The following is a 17,184-nucleotide window of genomic DNA, read 5'->3' on the forward strand; positions in this document are numbered from 1 at the left end:
CGCTCTGACCCGTACGCAGCCACGCCGTCTCCACTCGAAAACCAATCACTTTCAGTCATTCCCGGCTTGCAGACAAAGACCTTCCCCGTTTCGCCATCTTTCGGTTGCTGGAAGAACCGCTGCATGTCGGTATGGGGTGTAATCAGATGTCGGCATCCGCGAGCTCGCGGACTGGTGAAACTCCGAGATGCGGTACTTCCCTTCATTGGCCACCTTTCTGCTCAGCACGAAGGTCCTTTTTTCACTCGGATCAACAGCACAGCAGAGCATCCTTACAGGGTTAAGAACGGTAATGCCCACGCGTTAGCTTCCAAACGAATCAGATGGCCGCCTAGACAAGTGAGGTCGGCTGCATCGCCGTTCGGCATATTCCGAACATCAGCGATGCCCTTCCAATCTCGCCAGGACCCCGCTACGTGCGGGGTTTTATTTGTCTGCTGCGAGCACTATTCAACCAGTACTTTCGAGGCTCTCGGAGTAAAGCTGCCAAGCTTGAAAGCAGCCGATTGAGGGTTTGGAAGCCAGCTGATGCGGCATCTATTCATGCGGTAATGGACGCTTCAGCAGAACGTAACTTGAACTCTACAGCCGCGCCCTTCTGGTCGCCAGCGTTCAGCTTCCTCAGGAGGGTCAAGTCGCGAAACGCTCGTCCGCCGATGTTGAAGATCAGGGAGGCCGGCGCGTCGAACTGGTGCTGACAGAGATCGACGCTAACGGATCGCTTTATCTCGAGCTCAGCGTCACGAAGGTCTTGGCGCAGGAAGTGGACAGCCGGGGCGGCTGTGATCTTCATTCCGCGGGTGTGTGCGTCCGTACCCAGTGGTCTCAACGCCCACGCCGTCGTCATAGCTTCCAAACGAAGCCCTTAGAACTGTTTGATAAGGTCAATGCCTCATTGAGATGTGCGCATTAGTTCACTCCATGAATGAAAAGACGCGCTCAGTGGCGGGCCTTAGCTCATAAACGGTTAATATCTAGCGAAACTGACAGGGAAATTCAGATGAGGCTTTTGATCGTGTGGATAGCCGCCGCGTCTCTTACAAGCTGCGGCACCATTAAGACGCTAACGGACGAAGATGGCGCAGCCGACGAGCTGGCTCGGTTGAACTCGAATTGCTCTGTTGTGCCGCGAATGTACAGCGGCACCGCGTACGAATTTTGCAGTTTGGATAGCCAGCCACGCCTAGAGCATGACCAACCTGTTGACGCCGCCGGCCTTATGATTTGGATGGGGCTTTCGGCATTGGCCGACACGCTGATAATCCCATACACGACATATCAGCAATTCGATCGAGGGAGTATCGAAGTGAAGCGATCTACTCGCTAAAAACAGCCAGTGGCGCGGCTTTTATTGGTATCGAGACTGCCCTAGCATGCGGACCCCGTAGAACATCAGCCACCCTCGCCATCGCGCTATGCCAGAGGACCTGAGAGCGTTCTTTAACACCTAGTCAGCATCCTCGCGGCTCATCTCGCCTCATTCGTAGAGCCAGTCGTGCAGCGTGGCAGCGGCGTGGCCGTAGGCTCCCAGCAGAGCGAATGTGACCGGCAGGCGCGGCACCGAGGCGAAGTCTGTCTCGAACCCAGACGGGACTTCGATCAGGCCATGTTGAGGGTCCAGATACGAAAAAGGCACCACCATGCGCCATGTCTTCCGATCTTCAAGCAGCTTAACTATCAGCGGATTCGGGAACCGTTCCGTTGGGCTACCCCCTTCCAGCATCTAAGCGGTCATTCTCCCGTCCTTCACGGCTTGCTGCCGCTCGGCCTCGCGGTTGACGCGCCGGCAAGTGGTTTCAGCAAAATAGGTCTTGAAACGTTCGTGGCATCCATTACTGTTGCCGGGGCGGCTGCGATCGTTGCAAGCCGCGCCGCCCGAAGTATTGCCTGACGAACGTAGTCAGCGAATCTGGCAATCCCTCTCGTATCACACGCTTATTGGGCTTGCTACCCATAATTTCTCTCCTCGATGAGCTGGGTCCGCAAAGTTCGAATGCTGGTCAAAACCCGTGCTCCCCTACCGGCGCACAGGCTGGTCCGGCCAGGCTGTCGTGTCTTGTCCACGACATGCAGGTATCTAGGTTATGCTGCAGGCGTCTCAACAGAGGAGTTATGAATGAAAATAAGGATAGTGTGGGTCGCTGCATTGGCCTTGTCAGGGTGTGGCTCCGTTGACACGCTTACCAACGAGCGCTCAGCCGCAAATGACTTGGCGCGCTGGGATAGCAGATGCGGAGCGATACCTCGTGTTTACAGCGGTGTTTTCTATCAATTCTGCAACTTAAATAGCCCACCTAGACACCAACATGACCCCAAAACGAGCCCGGAAAGCATCCTATTTGACATGGGGTTATCTGCAATAGTTGACACGGTCGTTATCCCCTATACAGCATATCAACAGATCCGTCAGGGAAGTATTGAGGTCCGGCGATCCGGGGCCATTTCCTTTGACGCGAGCGCAATCGAATAGGTCGCCTTCGTCGCGCGTACCGTTTAAAGCTATCTGTCACAGGATCGAGTCACGCCACGTTAGCGAGAAATTCATCCTGAAGACACCGCTGCCCGCTCTATGCCGGCCAACTACGTTAAACAACAGCCAAAAATCGCGTCGCTTTTATTTGAAGCGACATTGTTCCGACCCAAAAATTGGGGGCCGCAAACCGGTTATGGGCGTTCAGCACAGAACTAAATGAGCTCGAATCATGAGCTTATTACTGTAGCCCTACCGTTCTGCGTTACGGGACGCCGTTCGATCCTGCGCATAAGCAGGCGCGTGAATGCGAGGCGCACCATGCTGTACAAGGGTTCTTTGCCGGACCGTGTGTTGTCACTAAGCATGGGGCTGGAAAAAAATTGTCGGCGCGCGAACCAAATCAAAAAACTATCGCTATACTCCGCTCGCTTTACTCCCCGGATTGCGATCGACCTGGCCTAGCCGGGGCGCTTTTGCGTGCGTGGCTATCAAGGACGACCCTATCGGACCAGCTGACTCAAGGAGAGAGACTTGCTGCGTTATTCACGGCTCTACCTGCTTGTCGCAGCGGCTCTCGCCGCGGTGGCGATCATTGACTACCACCTGCCCGAAGCGCCCACCCGAGCGCAGCTAAACGACTATTACCCCGGAACGGATTCCCCGCTATGAAGCCCGAGTCGCTCTTTGCGTTGCTGCTACCCCTTGTCGTAATCCTTATTCTCGTTGGTACATGGCTTTCGACCGCTGACCGCATCGGTCCAGCAGGGATACTCAATCCTTTCTAGGAAAGTCGTCATGCGTCTGATTGGGATGGTGCTCTACGTGCCACTTTCTCATCATCAAAAAAGCCAACACCGTTGCTCGGTTCGGCGAATCCGCGCGCGAGCAGCGACTAGTGCCTAGAAACGTCCAAGGAGGGGCCATGCACCTAATGCGTGAAGTTTTCATACTGGCCATGATCTGTGCACTGCTGCTTGCCGTGAGCACTCCACCATTATGGGAAGTATTGCTCGGACCGTGACTATCACGTCGGCCCAGGCGCCTCGTAGCGATCGCTCCGGTATCCACAGGCCACGCGCCTACCCTGCCGAATTAGGGCAATGGCCATCTTGTGCTGTAGGACAGATTGCCCTGCCGGCCCGGCGACATCGCGGCGTCGTTTAGCATGCTATCCACGCAGCGTGATGAGTTCGTTCCAGTCCGTGGTGAAGGAACGGCTCACCATTTCCCGACGCATGCCCCACTCGGGCGAAGCGGGTACGCGGCCCAGCCGCACTGCTCCTCTACCCACCTGCCGGTTAATGTCATCAATGGTTGCCATGAGGCGGCCGCTGTTGCGGCGCGGCGCACTGGCGAATAAGTCTTCAGTAGATCCTCTTCGCTGACACAGATCGAGCAACACCACAGAGCATTTGGAGTACGCGTAACCAGGGACGAATAGCTCGTCCAGCGCTTTCAATGCAAGCGCCACCAGAATACGCGTATCATCCGATGGCGACTGCAGCGGTATGATCAGTGCGTTGGCATATCGCGGCTCGAACGGATCGTGTAACTGCGTTTGAAGCGAAACCTGCAACGCTCCGCAGAGCGAATGCTGTAGCCGTAACTTCTCGGCTGCGCGGGATACATACGAGGCCATGGCTTCACGAATGGGCGGTAAAGCATGCAACCTACTGCCGAACATTTTGCTGGAGCATATTGCCTGCTTTGGTGGCGGCCCCTCGTTAAGGCCGATGCAGTCGATCCCTCGTAGCTCCCTCGCCGTTCGTTCGAGCGTTACTCCAAAGCGCTTACGCAGGCTTGCCACATCGTAGTACGCAAGATCATGAGCCGTTTCGATGCCTAACGCGGCCAGCTTGCCCGACAGCCGTCGCCCTACCCCCCAAACTTCGCTCACTGGTGCAAGCTTCAACAGCCGCGCCTGACGAGACGGGTCGGTCAGGTCGACCACCGCCCCCGTTCCTTTCCAGCTCTTCGCGGCCCAGTTCGCCAACTTGGCGAGCGTTTTCGTCGTGCTGATACCCACACCCGTTGGCATGCCAACCCATGTTAGAAGCCGGTTGCGGACTGCACGTCCGACGCGCTCTGGGTCCTCCACGCCCGTAAGGTCCGCCCAACACTCATCGATGCTGTAAACCTCAATAGCGGGGACCATGTCGCGGATGATAGACATGACACGGTTGCTGATATCTGCATAAAGGGTGTAATTGCTGGAACGGACTGCAACGCCACCCAGCCGAAGTTGCTCTCGGTATTTGAAATACGGAGCCCCCATTGGCACGCCCAGCGCCTTGACCTCCGCCGTGCGTGCAATGACACACCCGTCATTGTTCGAGAGCACGGCGACAGGTACGCGCTTCAACTCCGGCTGACAGATCCGCTCACAACTGCAATAGAACGCGTTGCAGTCTATCAGGGCATAAATTGCCATCTACCGACCCACATAGCTCAGCACCCACTTCACTACACCGAAGATGTCGATACCGTCCTCCGTCTCGAGGTTAACGCTTCGGCCGAAGGGATGCGGCGGTTTGAGCACCAACCTCCCATGGGTGTCGCGAGTAAGGAGGCGCACGAAGTAGCTGCCATCAATATCAACGACCAGGTATGCGTCTGATTCCACGCGCGAGGATCTATCTATTATCAGGCGATCGCCCGGATACATTCCGAACCCTAACGCACTGTCGTCATTAAGCAACATCACCCATATCTGGGGAGCGCCGAGCCCCGTCAACCGATCCAGCGACAAGCTTGCCTCTTTCTCATCTTCGGCAGGGCTTTGAAAGCCGGTAATGCGAAGCTCCTGAGCTTCGGGCAATAGATGTTTAAGACGCTCGGTGCGCCCCAATAGCGTGATCGATGAAATGAGTATCAACTGACGTGCTGTATATCCATACAGTAAAACGCAGCAAGGACACCTTGGTCAATTCGGCTTCTTCATTCGCCTTCCACTTAACGTGAGCGTGGCTCAGGAACCACCGCTGTCGCATTGATACGCAGAACAAAAGCACTCGCTAAACGTTCACCGGCTATGTCCTTTAGGACCAGGACGGACAACGGGTACATTTCACGTGAGGCCGCTCCATCCACAATGGCTTACGTCAAGGGACAACGAATCCGCTAGCGCTGGAGCGCATCAAGGCGAAACGCTTGGCAGGTTTACTGATGGCCACGATGGCGTATGTACGAGTAGCTACACACTCATTTATGCCGGTACGGTCTATCGCAGCGCTGGCGCGCCGAAACTACCAGCACTCAATAGACGTTCAAGGACGCATTACTGGTTAGACCCCCGCCCTGCCGATTGCGAAGGTTCGCCGCATCGAATGACGCGATTCGCATAGGGGCGCTAGAGCGCGCGCAGGCGGGGTTCAAATCAGCATGGATAGTGGGTTGCGGAAATGGATGCGGAAGCTGCGGGAATGGCGCGCTTTTTTGCAGGCAAAGAAAAAGCCCGTAGGCCAGAGCCTACGGGCTTTTTAATAGTGGAGGCCGAGGTCGGAATCGAACCGGCGTACACGGATTTGCAATCCGCTGCATGACCACTCTGCCACCCGGCCTCAAACAACTACGCCGCTAGAAGCGGCGCAGTCATTATCAAATTGGAGCGGGAAACGAGACTCGAACTCGCGACCCCGACCTTGGCAAGGTCGTGCTCTACCAACTGAGCTATTCCCGCGTCTTGGTGACGGGCGCCATTCTATAGATTCGTAGCGAGCCGTCAAGCCTTTGATTAAAAAAGTTTTATTTCTTTTCCTGGCTCGTGCTGAGATGTGGCCAGGCCGCCAGCAGGTACTGCACCATCGACCACAATGTGAGCGCCGCAGCGATGACCAACAGGAAATACCCAAAAAGGACGATTGGTGTGTATTGCGGCGGGTTACCGAGCAATATCACGAGTGCCAGCATCTGAGCGGCGGTTTTCCACTTGCCCAGGTTCGACACCGCAACGTGGGCACGTGCACCCAGTTCGGCCATCCACTCTCTAAGCGCCGAAACGACAATCTCTCGCCCGATAATGATTGTGGCAGGGATCGAAAGCCAGAGGCTCGCGTGCTGAGTAGCATGCTCACCCACAAGCAGGACCAAAGCGACCGCAACCATAAGCTTGTCGGCGACCGGATCCAGAAACGCCCCGAAGGGCGTGCTCTGCTGCCACTTGCGAGCCAGATAACCGTCGAGCCAATCCGTGACGGCAGCAATGGCAAAAACAACGGCCGATGCCAGGTAGCTCCAGCTGAACGGAAGGTAGAACAGCAGGATGAAAAACGGGATCAGCAGAACGCGTAGAACCGTCAACAGGTTTGGGATATTCATCGGGCCGGCTGGAACAATGGAAGTGGGCGCATTCTACTCACTGTGCAGCGCCGCATAAATCGACTCTGCAAGCTTTTTACTGATCCCAGGCGCCTTGGCAATCTCGTCGACGCTGGCGCGGCTAACTTCCTGCAATCCACCAAAATACTTAAGTAGATCCCTGCGCCGCTTCGGACCTACGCCATCAATCCCTTCGAGCGTGGATGTGCGGCGGGTCTTCCCTCTTCGCGCGCGGTGCCCCGTTATCGCGAATCGATGTGCTTCGTCGCGGATCTGCTGAATGAGGTGCAGCGCTGGGGAGTCTCCCGGTAACGTGAATTCGTTATCGATGTCGTCCAGGTATAGGGTTTCCAGCCCTGGTTTACGCGTCACGCCTTTGGCAACGCCCAACAATGTCAAATCGGGAACGGCTAGATCCAGCAGGACTTCCTTTGCCATTGCCAGCTGCCCCTTACCACCGTCAACCAATAGGATATCGGGCAGCTTGCCCTCCCCGTCCTTGGCCTTGCTGAAACGGCGAGTAAGTGCCTGACGCATTGCGGCATAGTCATCACCGGCTGTGACGCCTTCAATGTTGTACCGCCGGTAATCCGACTTCAATGGTCCTTCCGGCCCGAACACCACGCAGGACGCAACAGTCGCTTCGCCACTGGAATGACTGATGTCGAAACACTCCATCCGCTGCGGTGGTTCGTCCATGTCGAGCGCCTCAGCCAGTGCCTCGAAACGAGCCGCAAGGTGTTGCCGATTGGCGAGCCGAGCAGCCAGCGCCTGCTGGGCGTTGGTAACAGCCAGATACTGCCACTTTGCACGTGTCGCCCGAACTCTGTGACTGATTGCCGGCGCCCGGCCACGAGAAGCCGTGATGGCCTCAGCAAGCGTTGCGAAGTCGTCATGGACAGCGTTGACAATCAATTCGTCAGGCAGATCACGCTCGCTGGTCAGGTAGTACTGGGCCAGGAAGGCCATCAGCACGCCTGCAGTATCTTCCTCGATACCCACTTGCGGAAAGAAATTCTTGCTTCCGAGCACACGCCCGCCGCGCACGCTCATGAGGTGCACACATGCACCACCCGGATTTACCATTGCAGCGATGACGTCGATGTCGCCCGTGCCGCCTTCCATGCTTTGCTGATCCTGGACGCGCCGCAGCAAACCGACCTGATCGCGCAGTTCGGCGGCTCTCTCGAAATCGAGCTGCATGGCGGCTTTTTCCATGTTGCTCTGCAGCTCTTCGGCGAGCGCATTACTTCGGCCTTCAAGGAACATGACCGAGTGGCGTACATCCTCGGCATACTCCTCGGCACTCACCAGCCCTACGCATGGCCCTTTGCACCGTTTGATCTGGTATTGCAGGCAAGGTCGCGTTCGGTTCTTGAAGTACGCATCCTCACACTGGCGCACGTGAAATGCCTTCTGCAGCAGGCTCAGGCTCTCTCGGATCGAACCCGCGCTTGGATACGGACCGAAGTACCGCCCCTTCCCTTTCTTCGCCCCGCGGTGAATGCCCAACCGCGGAAATTCATCCTCGGTCGATAGATACACATACGGATAGGACTTATCGTCGCGGAGAAGGATGTTGTAGGGCGGCCGCCATTCCTTGATGAGGGTCTGCTCCAGCAGTAGCGCCTCGGTCTCGTTGGCCGTGATGGTGGTTTCGATCTGCGCGATCTTGCCGACCAGCGCACTGGTCTTGGTAGCGAGCCCGGACTTGCGGAAATAGCTCGCTACGCGTTTTTTCAGATTGCGTGCCTTCCCGACGTAGAGGACGTTGCCAGTAGCGTCGAACATCCGATAGACGCCGGGACGACCGCTGCAGGAAGCTAAAAAGGCACTGGCATCGAACGTTTGAGACATCAGGTCACTGCGTGGCATCGACCATGCCATGACGAACCGCTAGCAAGGCGAGCTCGACATCGCTGGTGATGGATAGCTTTTCGAAAATGCGGTAACGGTAGGTATTGACTGTTTTGGGCGACAGGCAAAGCTTGTCGGAGATCGTCTGGACCTTATGGCAGTTGACGATCATTAGTGCAATCTGGATCTCGCGCTCGGAAAGACTGTCGAACGGCGAGCCTTTGTTCTGCGGCATGAACGACTTCAGAGCCAACTGCTGTGCAATTTGAGGGCTGATGAACCGATTCCCCGCGAAGACTTGGCGAATTGCAGTCACCATCTCATCGAGCGCAGCCCCTTTGGTCAGGTAGCCGGCGGCCCCGGCCTGCAGTAAGCGCGTCGGAAATGGGTCCTCTTCGCAGACGGTTACAGCGATAACCTTGGCATCCGGTTGGCTTCGCAAAAGCTTCCGGGTCGCCTCGAGCCCACCAATGCCGGGCATCTTGACGTCCATCAGCACCACGTCAGGCTTAAGGTCGCGCGCCTTCTGCAGCGCCTCCTCTCCCGACTCCGCTTCACCAATGACTTTCAGACCGTCAATGTCCGCCAGCATTCTAGAAATGCCTGTCCGCACCAGATCATGGTCATCGACGACCAACACCTTTATCAATCCGACACCCTCGTTGCATATCTTTAACAGTTGCAGCCGCAGTTGCCGCTTCGGGGCAGCACCCCGAAACCCGCCAATCATGTCAAAACACGAAAGCTATTAAAACACGGCGCTCCGTATTCCCTATCAACGGCATCTGAGGCCTTATTCTTGACGCGTCGTATCTTTACGCCATCTGTCTTTCCGATCGAACCCTACCTTGTCTGGGCGCTCACAATCGATGAGTAAGCCTTGATCGCCCACGAGGCGATTCCGCCATGAGACCGTATAAGTGCCAGATCCTCACATTTGCAGCATGGATTTTCTTCCTGACGGCTGCTGCATTGGTGCTATCAATCGCGCATGGGCTTTGGACAGGTTGGCTATTCAGCCCAGGCCTGAAAGGCCCACCGCTTCCGTATCACATCGAACGAGATCCAGTCATGTACTGGGCGGCGGCATTCGCTCGACTGGTCTTGGCTGCGCTTCTGGCCGGACTTGGCCGCACGCTGATCAAAGCACGATCCACTGCGTGTGGACCAACGCCGATTTCACAATGGCGAGGCAAAACGCGGTAGGACGATAGCACAATGACACTGCGACTCTTTGAAAGTCCGCCGATCGGTAACACTTTTGTAATAGATGGCTGGCGTAGCGTTGCGAGTTGACGGACCTTTAATTGACGGGGCGGCTGTATTGAAACCGTCCGAGGAAGGACCTATGCCCCGCCGATCAACGATATACATCGGTCTTTTCATCGGAAATCTTCGGAACCTAGTCGAACCAAACGTTCTTCCGAAGCACAAACAGATATCGACGCAGCAAACCGTCGTTGCCTGCAATGGATTACTCAGGGGATTGCCATGTCGAGCATTTTGGTAGCAGAAGACGAGCGTTGTCTGTCTGAGTTGATGCAGGAAGCGCTTGAAATGCATGGGCACACAGTGCGTACGTTTGGAACGGCTGCCGAAGCGTGGGATCATGCGCGCGCGTCTAATGAGCCTTTCGACCTGTTGATTACGGACGCTCGCATGCCTGGCGACATGGACGGGTTCGACCTTGCCGAGCTGGTTCACCGGCGCTTTCCGGAGATCCCTATCATCCTGTCGTCTGGCTACTGTGATTCCGCGCGCTCAGCCGGCGGTTGTTTCTCGGACCTGCTACCGAAGCCCTGGAGCCTGGATAACTTTGTAGCGACCTGCGAGCGCTCGTTACGCTTGGCGCATGCCCAGTCCCGCATAGCCGGCTAGTACGCTAACACCGCCTAAAGAAGCCGCGCGTCCAGTTTGTGACTCCCAGCATCTATCGCCTTGCCAGCATAGTCAGTCACGGCCTCCGCATTCCGCAGCGCTATAACGCGAACGGCACGCGATATGGAGAGAACAGACCTGTGGAACGACCGCATCGACCCGGCACAGGCGGAAGTCGCATTCCTTGAGCGTCCTACCCGGCTCGAGACGCACTTGACGGTCGACAGAACCCCGCCGCGAGTATCGGTACCAAGATTGTCAGCAAGGCCGAAGAGTGTGCTCGATGATCTACGAACAGCCTGATGCCGGGCGTTATGGAAGCGTGGCAATTACCCATCATAGAGCAGGAATGCCAGCCACCATTCGCACCCGCATGGATGGGCCCGTTCTTCACGTCAAGGTCAGAGCAGGCGGAATGGGTAGATTGATGATCACGACAGGCCAAACCGCACTGGTGTGAAATGAAGGTGCTGCCTACGACGGGGTATGCAGATCATTCCGTTGAGGAAACCTACACTGGCAGCGCGGAGTTCAGGGTCATCTCGAAGCCGTACCTACCGTGTGGCATCGCAACGAAGGTCAGCATGGTGATCGACAGCCCCACGGGCGTGGCTGATAGGCCGAATCTTAAAAGCCTCAAATGAAAAACGGCCCTATACAGGGCCGTTTCTTGAACTGCTGATCTTCCCGGTCTGCTCCCAATCTCTGTAAGCCATCCCCGTAAAAGCACGTGTAGATCAAGCATTTAGATGGCGGAGGCGTAGAGATTCGAACTCTAGGACCCTTGCGAGTCGGCGGTTTTCAAGACCGCTGCCTTAAACCACTCGGCCACACCTCCGCAGGTGCGGGCAACATAGTACCCGAACGCAACACACTGTCAAACTCTAGTCATCAATTTTCGAATTCGACCTGTTATGATCTCGCCGTACCTGGATCATGGATCGATCAGATTTCTGAGGAGAATCGTTGCGATGCAAGAACATGACTATGCGCTGAATACGACGCAGACAGCTCAACGGCAGGTCAGTAGCGTTCTGCGCAACACCTACGCGCTGCTCGCCATGACCATGGCCTTCAGCGGGCTCGTTGCTTACGTTGCTCAACAGGCAAACGTGCCTCATCCCGGCATCATCGTCACTCTGGTCGCGTTCTACGGCCTGTTCTTCCTGACGATGAAACTGCGTGATTCGGCATGGGGCCTGGTAACAACGTTCGCCCTGACCGGTTTTATGGGCTACACGCTCGGACCAATCCTTAACCTCTACCTCGGCATGCCGAATGGCGGCGAGGTAATCAGCTCCGCATTCGCCATGACGGCGCTGGTGTTCTTCGGGCTCTCAGCGTATGTGCTGACTACCCGCAAGGACATGAGCTTCCTGGGTGGCTTCATCACGGCTGGCTTCTTCGTCCTGTTGGCTGCTGTACTGGCAAGCTTCTTCTTCCAGATCAGCGGGCTGCAGTTGGCGATTAGTGCTGGCTTCGTACTATTCGCGTCGGCGTGCATCCTTTACCAGACGAGCGCTATCATCCATGGTGGCGAAACCAACTACATTCTGGCAACGATCACGCTGTACGTCTCGATCTACAACTTGTTCGTAAGCCTGCTTCAACTGTTCGGCTTCATGAGCAGCGACGACTGATCATGACCGCATAAGAAAGCCCGCCTAGGCGGGCTTTCTTGTTTTTGCGTGTCTGATCAGCTGACGTATCATGACGGCCCTACCGGACAAACCGCCATGAAATTCACGATCGCCGTCTTTTCCCCTCCCCACACCCCTTCCTCTCGTCGAGCCCTCCGCTTTTGCGAAGCGTTGCTGGCGAGCGAGCACGAAATCTCTCGGCTGTTTTTCTACCAGGATGGCGTGCATAACGCCTCGCGTGCAGTCATCGCGCCTCAGGACGAGCCGGCGGTGTCCTCGGAATGGGCTACATTCATCCGACAACATTCGCTCGACGCAGTCGTATGCATTGCCGCGGCGCTGCGCCGCGGGACGCTGGACGCCAGTGAGGCGAAAAGGCATGGTCGTATGGGCGCCGATACGGTCGAAGCGCCCTGGGCCTTGTCCGGACTTGGTCAGCTACACGAAGCCTGCCAAGACGCCGACCGACTCATTTGCTTCGGAGGCCCATGATGAAATCGATGCTCATCGTTAGCAGAAAATCGCCGTGGTCGGGCCCATCGGCACGTGAAAGCCTTGATATCGCGTTAGCTGGAGGCGCTTTTGACTTGCCCATCGCGATGCTGTTTCTCGACGATGGCGTTATGCAACTTGCCGCCAACCAGAAGCCGGCCTCCATTCAGCAGAAAGATGTGACAGCGAACCTGCAAGCCTTACAGCTCTTCGGCATTGATGAGCTGTATGCATGTAAATCGAGCCTGTCCTGTCGCGGGATCGCGCCCGATCCTCGTCTCCCCGTTAAGGTCTTGGATGACGATCGCCTAGGACAATTGATCAACCGTTTTGACCACGTGATAACGCTCTGATGGCCACCTTACATATGCTCAGTCACGCCCCCACCAGTAATAGCGACTTTTCTAGCTGCCTGCGACTGCTGGCCGAAAACGACGGATTGCTGCTTTGCGGGGACGCCGTTTATGCCCTGCAACCGGGAACGGACCCAGCCAGAACGATCGCAGCTCTTGGTGACCGTAACAGTGTGTTCGCGATGGATGAGGATGTCTCCGCGCGGGGCATTGAACCCGTCGCAGCAACGATCCGACTGCTCGACTATCCCGGATTCGTCGAGATCTGCACGCGCTACGATAGAGTCAATAGCTGGTTATGAGTGCTTTGGTGGTAGAGGGGCAGCCTATTCCGCTCGACCCGGAGGGGTATCTTGTTAACCTCACAGACTGGTCGCCAACCGTTGCCGGATTACTCGCGGAACAGAGTGGAATCACCCTGACAGATGACCACTGGGAAATCCTGAACCTGCTGAGGAATTTCTACGCCGAATTTCAGCTATCGCCGTCGACACGGCCTCTGGTCAAGTATGTAACCCTCAAGTTGGGACCGGATAAGGGCAAGAGTGCCTACCTGAACCGCTTGTTCGACGGCGCGCCTGCCAAGCTCGGCGCAAAACTGGCAGGCCTGCCCAAACCTACCAACTGTATCTGACAGTCCATCTGGAGCATTCATGAAGCTCGCTAGTCCCGAAGAGCACCCCTTTGCTCAGTTCGTCCGGACCCTGGGCAAAGGTAAGCGTGGCGCGCGCGGGCTCACGCGAGAGGAAGCCCGCGACGCCATGGGAATGCTGCTCGACGACGGCGCAACCGATGCTCAGTTGGGTGCATTCCTCATGCTGCTGCGTCACAAGGAAGAAAGCCCAGACGAGCTGGCAGGTTTCACTGAAGCGGTCAGGGTCCGCCTCAAGGCGCCATCGATTCCGGTTGATCTTGACTGGCCGTCTTATGCTGGCAAGAAGCGACATCTGCCCTGGTTCCTGCTTTCGATACGCTGTCTGGCCCAAAGTGGGCTTCGCATTCTCATGCATGGCGGAGGGCTGCATACCGGAGGGCGACTTTATACCGAGCAGGTGCTGGAGCTACTGGACATACCCGCCTGTTCCAATTGGAATGAAGTCGAGCGGGCGCTTGATACGCAGTCAGTGGGCTTCATACCGCTAGGTGCGTGGATGCCGAAGCTGCAGCACATGATCGATCTGCGCGGTGAGCTTGGCCTACGATCGCCGATTCATTCGCTCGCCCGATTGCTCAATCCGCTGTCCGCACGATGCGGTTTGCAAAGCATCTTCCACCCCGGCTATCAGGAAGTGCACCGGCAGGCTGCCTGCCTACTCGGCGATACCGCACTTGTGATCAAGGGGGAAGGCGGCGAGATCGAAATCAATCCCGACGCCAACGGCCAGCTGTACGCCACGCAGGCGGGCACCATCTGGGATGAAGCCTGGCCTGCCCTGTCGCCGCTGCGCCAGGTCAAGCCGGCAAGCCTCGATGTGCAGCACCTGCTCGCCGTGTGGAAAGGAGATGCAAGTGACACATACGGCGAAATGGCGGTTGTCGCGACAATCGCGCTAGCACTGCGAGGGCTGGGGCACGATCGAGAGAACGCCATGGCTTTGGCGAACTCCTATTGGGAAGCGCGCAAGCACTAACTCGATCGATGTGGAGGTGAACGTGGGTCTACTCGTCAAAGGGCAATGGCAAGATCGCTGGTATGAGAATGATAAAAATGGCGACTTCCAACGGGAAGCAGCGCAGCGTCGCAGCCAGATCGACCCAAGCGGCCACTCGATTTTTCTCCCGGAGGCCGGCCGCTATCACTTGTACGTATCGCTCGCATGCCCTTGGGCTCACCGGACGCTGATCGCACGTGAGCTGAAAGGGTTGGCTCCAGTGATTTCGGTATCAGCGGTCAGCTGGCTGATGAGTGAGAACGGCTGGACGTTCGATACAGATGCTGGCTCGAGCGGCGATGAGCTGGATGGCCTGAAGTTTTTATATGAGCGATACATACAGGATGATCCTGCCTACACAGGGCGAGTCACCGTGCCGACGCTGTGGGATCGCAAGACAGGTCGGATCGTTAACAACGAGTCTGCCGAGATCTTGCGAATCTTCAACGAAGCGTTCGACGAAATGACCGGCTCCACTGTAGATCTGTACCCACAGCCACTGCGCTCAGTCATCGACAAGCTGAATGAGCGTATTTATCCGGCCGTCAACAACGGTGTTTACCGAGCTGGATTTGCTACTACTCAGCAGGCGTACGAAAAGGCATTCGATGAATTGTTCAAGGTACTGGACCAATTAGAACAGTTGCTCGAGACGCGACGATACCTGGCAGGCCCCTACTTTACCGAAGCCGATATCCGGCTCTTCACTACCCTGATTCGCTTCGACGCCGTCTACCATGGCCATTTCAAATGCAACCTAAGGCGCATCGAGGACTACCACAACCTGTCCAACTGGCTACGCGAAATCTACCAATGGCCTGGCATTTCCAGCACGGTGGATTTCACGCACATTCAGCGCCACTACTACCTAAGCCACATCAACATCAATCCGAACGGCATCGTTCCGAAAGGGCCCTCGCTCGGACTCGAGCGCTCGCACGACCGCGCTCGGCTCGACGGGCATGGACTGTTCGACCGGAAGATGGGCACTGTATCCGAGTGAGGACGGTGACCGCCCGGCTGGTAAGCACCACGGAACGCCGTCAAGGAGCTTGAATCACCGGTGTCTCGACACTGCCTTCAAACCAGGCCAGCTTTTCGCGAAGACTCACAACCTCGCCGACGATTACGAGTGTAGGCGCATGAACCTCATGCCGCTCAACCAGAGCAGGTAGATCTCCCAACGTGCCGCAGAACACCCGCTGATTCACAGTAGTACCCTGCTGGATGAGCGCAGCGGGCGTTTCCGCCGCACGACCATGTCGGATCAGTTCACCGCAGATCGTCGGTAGGCCAACCAGCCCCATGTAGAACACCAGCGTCTGGCCGGGGGCAACCAGATCCTGCCATGGCAGATCGAACGTATTGTTTTTCAGGTGGCCCGTAACGAAGCGTACCGATTGCGCATGATCACGGTGTGTAAGCGGAATCCCTGCGTATGCGGCGCACCCGGAGGCGGCAGTGATGCCTGGTACCACCTGGAACGGAATTCCCTGTGCCGCCAGCTCCTCGATCTCCTCTCCGCCTCTACCAAAGATGAACGGGTCGCCACCTTTGAGTCGCAATACCCGCTTACCTTGCTTCGCCAAGTCCACGAGCAACGAGTTTATACGGTCCTGTGGTAAGGCATGCTCCGCGCGACGTTTACCGACATAGATGCGATCCGCGTCCCGACGGCATAGATCTACGATCGCCGGTGCTACCAGTCGATCGTAGAGCACCACATCCGCCTGCTGCATGAGCCTCAACGCCCGGAAGGTGAGCAAGTCTGGATCGCCCGGCCCAGCGCCGACGAGATAGACCTCACCGCTCGGTGCCACGGCCTCATCTGAGGCCAGAGCCCTATCCATGAGCTGCTCGGCTTCTCGATCCTGGCCGGCAAACACGCGCTCAGCGATATCACCCTGGAATGCGCCCTCCCAAAAGATCCGACGGTCACGCACATCCGGAAACCGGGCTTTTACTCTCGCTCGGAAGGCCTTGCCCAGCCCTGCAAGACGACCATAGGCCGACGGCAGCCACGTTTCAATCTTGGCGCGGACAAGGCGCGCAAGCACAGGTGCGTCACCGCCACTCGACACCGCAACGATCAACGGCGAGCGGTCCACGATCGCGGGGAAGATTACCGTGCAGAGCGACGGAGCATCGACGACGTTGACAGGAATGCCCAACGCCTGAGCGTCCCTGGATACTCCCGCATTGAGCGCGTCATCATCGGTGGCAGCAATGACCAGGACGCTTTGCTGCACATCCATTGCCTCATAACGCCGGCGCAAGGTGACGCCTCCAGACGCGAGTACAAGCGCATCGAGCTCGGTTTCGATCTCTGGCGAGACAACCTTCAGCACCGCGCCCGCGTCAACGAGCAATCGCCCCTTGCGCAGTGCGATTTCGCCGCCCCCGACGAGCAGAACCGTACGTCCCCTCAGGTTATGAAAGAGCGGCAAAAATTCCATGGCTTGGGTCTCAATCAGCGAACAGGGAAAAGCGAGCCGGCACGAGGCCGGATCGGGTACTCCGAA

At 56.9% G+C, this 17,184-nt stretch carries 19 protein-coding genes and 3 tRNA genes; 11 read left to right on the plus strand and 11 right to left on the minus strand.

Annotation, left to right across the window (positions count from 1 at the left end; all coding sequences use genetic code 11):
* Positions 1-541: 541 nt before the first annotated feature.
* Entirely contained in the window at positions 542-793 is a 252-nt protein-coding gene (locus ACY8D3_RS09775) for a lysozyme (protein WP_462383763.1), read from the minus strand.
* Positions 794-1,132: 339 nt separating this feature from the next.
* Here ACY8D3_RS09775 and ACY8D3_RS09780 point away from each other — a divergent pair, with 339 nt between their 5' ends.
* Positions 1,133-1,327 (plus strand): YceK/YidQ family lipoprotein, encoded by a 195-nt coding sequence (locus ACY8D3_RS09780; protein WP_462384331.1) that lies wholly within the window; start codon positions 1,133-1,135, stop codon positions 1,325-1,327.
* 150 nt (positions 1,328-1,477) lie between these two features.
* On the opposite strand, the gene ACY8D3_RS09785 is transcribed toward ACY8D3_RS09780, so the two are convergent.
* Positions 1,478-1,642, minus strand: coding sequence for a DUF1353 domain-containing protein (locus ACY8D3_RS09785; protein WP_462383765.1), 165 nt, complete (start codon positions 1,640-1,642; stop codon positions 1,478-1,480).
* A 474-nt stretch (positions 1,643-2,116) separates the two neighbouring features.
* Between ACY8D3_RS09785 and ACY8D3_RS09790 the strand changes: the two genes are divergently transcribed.
* Both ACY8D3_RS09790 and ACY8D3_RS09795 read left to right on the plus strand, forming a co-directional pair.
* Complete coding sequence (locus tag ACY8D3_RS09790) at positions 2,117-2,470, plus strand: YceK/YidQ family lipoprotein (RefSeq protein ID WP_462383767.1); 354 nt, start codon at positions 2,117-2,119, stop codon at positions 2,468-2,470.
* Positions 2,471-3,004: 534 nt separating this feature from the next.
* Positions 3,005-3,142 carry a hypothetical protein gene (locus ACY8D3_RS09795; RefSeq protein ID WP_462383769.1) on the plus strand — a complete coding sequence of 46 codons (138 nt, stop codon included), beginning with the start codon at positions 3,005-3,007 and terminating at the stop codon, positions 3,140-3,142.
* Between the two features lie 499 nt (positions 3,143-3,641).
* On the opposite strand, the gene ACY8D3_RS09800 is transcribed toward ACY8D3_RS09795, so the two are convergent.
* The 7 genes from ACY8D3_RS09800 to gacA form a co-directional block, all read right to left on the minus strand.
* Complete coding sequence (locus tag ACY8D3_RS09800) at positions 3,642-4,904, minus strand: Y-family DNA polymerase (RefSeq protein WP_462383771.1); 1,263 nt, start codon at positions 4,902-4,904, stop codon at positions 3,642-3,644.
* Positions 4,905-5,348, minus strand: coding sequence for a S24 family peptidase (locus ACY8D3_RS09805; protein ID WP_462383773.1), 444 nt, complete (start codon positions 5,346-5,348; stop codon positions 4,905-4,907).
* Between the two features lie 611 nt (positions 5,349-5,959).
* A tRNA-Cys gene (locus tag ACY8D3_RS09810) sits at positions 5,960-6,033 on the minus strand.
* Positions 6,034-6,076: 43 nt separating this feature from the next.
* A tRNA-Gly gene (locus ACY8D3_RS09815) sits at positions 6,077-6,152 on the minus strand.
* Between the two features lie 65 nt (positions 6,153-6,217).
* The gene (pgsA, locus tag ACY8D3_RS09820; protein WP_462383775.1) at positions 6,218-6,790 is read right to left on the minus strand and encodes a CDP-diacylglycerol--glycerol-3-phosphate 3-phosphatidyltransferase; all 573 of its coding nucleotides are present in this window, start codon (positions 6,788-6,790) and stop codon (positions 6,218-6,220) included.
* A gap of 33 nt (positions 6,791-6,823) precedes the next feature.
* On the minus strand, positions 6,824-8,647 hold the full coding sequence (uvrC, locus tag ACY8D3_RS09825; RefSeq protein WP_462383777.1) for an excinuclease ABC subunit UvrC: 1,824 nt from the start codon (positions 8,645-8,647) through the stop codon (positions 6,824-6,826).
* Positions 8,648-8,651: 4 nt separating this feature from the next.
* Positions 8,652-9,296, minus strand: a complete 645-nt coding sequence (gacA, locus tag ACY8D3_RS09830; protein ID WP_462383779.1) for a response regulator transcription factor GacA — start codon at positions 9,294-9,296, stop codon at positions 8,652-8,654.
* A gap of 842 nt (positions 9,297-10,138) precedes the next feature.
* On the opposite strand from gacA, the gene ACY8D3_RS09835 reads away from it, so the two are divergent.
* A complete protein-coding gene (locus tag ACY8D3_RS09835; RefSeq protein ID WP_462383781.1) occupies positions 10,139-10,525 on the plus strand; it encodes a response regulator in 387 nt (128 codons plus the stop codon).
* Positions 10,526-11,275: 750 nt separating this feature from the next.
* Here the strand turns inward: ACY8D3_RS09835 and ACY8D3_RS09840 are convergent.
* A tRNA-Ser gene (locus ACY8D3_RS09840) sits at positions 11,276-11,363 on the minus strand.
* 133 nt (positions 11,364-11,496) lie between these two features.
* Here ACY8D3_RS09840 and ACY8D3_RS09845 point away from each other — a divergent pair.
* The 7 genes from ACY8D3_RS09845 to ACY8D3_RS09875 all read left to right on the plus strand — a co-directional run bounded on the left by ACY8D3_RS09845 (position 11,497) and on the right by ACY8D3_RS09875 (position 15,665).
* Entirely contained in the window at positions 11,497-12,165 is a 669-nt protein-coding gene (locus ACY8D3_RS09845) for a Bax inhibitor-1/YccA family protein (protein WP_462383783.1), read from the plus strand.
* A 96-nt stretch (positions 12,166-12,261) separates the two neighbouring features.
* Positions 12,262-12,657 carry a sulfurtransferase complex subunit TusD gene (gene tusD / locus ACY8D3_RS09850; RefSeq protein WP_462383785.1) on the plus strand — a complete coding sequence of 132 codons (396 nt, stop codon included), beginning with the start codon at positions 12,262-12,264 and terminating at the stop codon, positions 12,655-12,657.
* Positions 12,654-13,010: a sulfurtransferase complex subunit TusC gene (gene tusC, locus ACY8D3_RS09855; RefSeq protein ID WP_462383787.1), complete on the plus strand. Its 357-nt coding sequence runs from the start codon at positions 12,654-12,656 to the stop codon at positions 13,008-13,010. The genes tusD and tusC overlap by 4 nt, the downstream gene beginning before the upstream one ends.
* Positions 13,010-13,312 carry a sulfurtransferase complex subunit TusB gene (gene tusB / locus ACY8D3_RS09860; protein WP_462383789.1) on the plus strand — a complete coding sequence of 101 codons (303 nt, stop codon included), beginning with the start codon at positions 13,010-13,012 and terminating at the stop codon, positions 13,310-13,312. The genes tusC and tusB overlap by 1 nt, the downstream gene beginning before the upstream one ends.
* Positions 13,309-13,644: a TusE/DsrC/DsvC family sulfur relay protein gene (locus ACY8D3_RS09865; RefSeq protein ID WP_462383791.1), complete on the plus strand. Its 336-nt coding sequence runs from the start codon at positions 13,309-13,311 to the stop codon at positions 13,642-13,644. The genes tusB and ACY8D3_RS09865 overlap by 4 nt, the downstream gene beginning before the upstream one ends.
* Before the next feature lie 19 nt (positions 13,645-13,663).
* Complete coding sequence (locus ACY8D3_RS09870; RefSeq protein WP_462383793.1) at positions 13,664-14,641, plus strand: glycosyl transferase family protein; 978 nt, start codon at positions 13,664-13,666, stop codon at positions 14,639-14,641.
* Positions 14,642-14,663: 22 nt separating this feature from the next.
* Positions 14,664-15,665: a glutathione S-transferase family protein gene (locus tag ACY8D3_RS09875; RefSeq protein ID WP_462383795.1), complete on the plus strand. Its 1,002-nt coding sequence runs from the start codon at positions 14,664-14,666 to the stop codon at positions 15,663-15,665.
* A 40-nt stretch (positions 15,666-15,705) separates the two neighbouring features.
* On the opposite strand, the gene cysG is transcribed toward ACY8D3_RS09875, so the two are convergent.
* Complete coding sequence (gene cysG / locus ACY8D3_RS09880) at positions 15,706-17,118, minus strand: siroheme synthase CysG (protein ID WP_462383796.1); 1,413 nt, start codon at positions 17,116-17,118, stop codon at positions 15,706-15,708.
* Between the last annotated feature and the right edge of the window lie 66 nt (positions 17,119-17,184).

Source organism: Pseudomonas sp. Marseille-QA0892 (genome assembly GCF_054950135.1).

Excerpts from the sequence above, each read along its gene's own strand:
- pgsA (WP_462383775.1), bottom strand. The coding sequence starts at position 6,790 with ATGAATATCCCAAACCTGTTGACGGTTCTACGCGTTCTGCTGATCCCG.
- ACY8D3_RS09775 (WP_462383763.1), bottom strand. The coding sequence starts at position 793 with ATGAAGATCACAGCCGCCCCGGCTGTCCACTTCCTGCGCCAAGACCTT.
- ACY8D3_RS09835 (WP_462383781.1), top strand. The coding sequence starts at position 10,139 with ATGTCGAGCATTTTGGTAGCAGAAGACGAGCGTTGTCTGTCTGAGTTG.
- ACY8D3_RS09865 (WP_462383791.1), top strand. The coding sequence starts at position 13,309 with ATGAGTGCTTTGGTGGTAGAGGGGCAGCCTATTCCGCTCGACCCGGAG.
- ACY8D3_RS09780 (WP_462384331.1), top strand. The coding sequence starts at position 1,133 with ATGTACAGCGGCACCGCGTACGAATTTTGCAGTTTGGATAGCCAGCCA.
- ACY8D3_RS09790 (WP_462383767.1), top strand. The coding sequence starts at position 2,117 with ATGAAAATAAGGATAGTGTGGGTCGCTGCATTGGCCTTGTCAGGGTGT.
- tusC (WP_462383787.1), top strand. The coding sequence starts at position 12,654 with ATGATGAAATCGATGCTCATCGTTAGCAGAAAATCGCCGTGGTCGGGC.
- tusB (WP_462383789.1), top strand. The coding sequence starts at position 13,010 with ATGGCCACCTTACATATGCTCAGTCACGCCCCCACCAGTAATAGCGAC.
- tusD (WP_462383785.1), top strand. The coding sequence starts at position 12,262 with ATGAAATTCACGATCGCCGTCTTTTCCCCTCCCCACACCCCTTCCTCT.
- ACY8D3_RS09870 (WP_462383793.1), top strand. The coding sequence starts at position 13,664 with ATGAAGCTCGCTAGTCCCGAAGAGCACCCCTTTGCTCAGTTCGTCCGG.
- cysG (WP_462383796.1), bottom strand. The coding sequence starts at position 17,118 with ATGGAATTTTTGCCGCTCTTTCATAACCTGAGGGGACGTACGGTTCTG.
- ACY8D3_RS09845 (WP_462383783.1), top strand. The coding sequence starts at position 11,497 with ATGCAAGAACATGACTATGCGCTGAATACGACGCAGACAGCTCAACGG.
- ACY8D3_RS09785 (WP_462383765.1), bottom strand. The coding sequence starts at position 1,642 with ATGGTGGTGCCTTTTTCGTATCTGGACCCTCAACATGGCCTGATCGAA.
- ACY8D3_RS09800 (WP_462383771.1), bottom strand. The coding sequence starts at position 4,904 with ATGGCAATTTATGCCCTGATAGACTGCAACGCGTTCTATTGCAGTTGT.
- uvrC (WP_462383777.1), bottom strand. The coding sequence starts at position 8,647 with ATGTCTCAAACGTTCGATGCCAGTGCCTTTTTAGCTTCCTGCAGCGGT.